Origin of the sequence: Serratia sp. CY71090 (assembly GCF_052166845.1) — a bacterium.
Lineage (GTDB): Bacteria > Pseudomonadota > Gammaproteobacteria > Enterobacterales > Enterobacteriaceae > Serratia > Serratia nematodiphila.
This window is the reverse complement of sequence record NZ_JBJNOA010000032.1, coordinates 1-548: the sequence shown is the minus strand read 5'-3', so window position 1 is coordinate 548 and position 548 is coordinate 1. Positions and strand designations below refer to the sequence as shown.

The 548-nt window shown below is 67.5% G+C and carries 1 protein-coding gene; it reads left to right on the top strand.

All coding sequences use genetic code 11. The annotated features are described in order from the left end of the window. The coding region (locus ACJ8OK_RS24310; protein ID WP_302848141.1) for a transketolase-like TK C-terminal-containing protein at positions 1–513 on the top strand (513 nt) is incomplete at its 5' end. Positions 514–548 lie beyond the last annotated feature (35 nt).

Genomic DNA, 548 nt, shown 5'->3' with positions numbered 1-548 from the left:
GACCAGGTGGAATCGGCGGTGGCGTGGCAGTACGGCATCGAGCGTAACGACGGCCCGACCACCCTGGTGTTCTCGCGCCAGAACCTGACCCAGCAGCCGCGCACCGCAGAGCAGCTGGCGAACGTGTACCGCGGCGGCTACGTGCTGAAAGACTGCGCGGGCACGCCGGACGTTATCCTGATCGCCACCGGCTCCGAAGTGGGCATCACGGTGGAAGCGGCGGACAAACTGACCGCGGCGGGCCGCAAGGTGCGCGTGGTGTCGATGCCGTCGACCGACGCGTTCGACAAGCAGGATGCGGCGTACCGCGAGTCGGTGCTGCCGGCGGCGGTGACGGCGCGTGTGGCGGTGGAAGCGGGTATCGCGGACTACTGGTACAAGTACGTGGGGCTGAACGGCGCCATCGTGGGCATGACCACCTTCGGTGAGTCGGCGCCGGCGGAGCAGCTGTTCGCCGAGTTCGGCTTCACCGTGGACAACGTGGTGGCGAAGGCGCAGGCGCTGCTGAAGTAAGCGGCCTGGCGCCAGCCGATAAAAAAGCCGGTCAT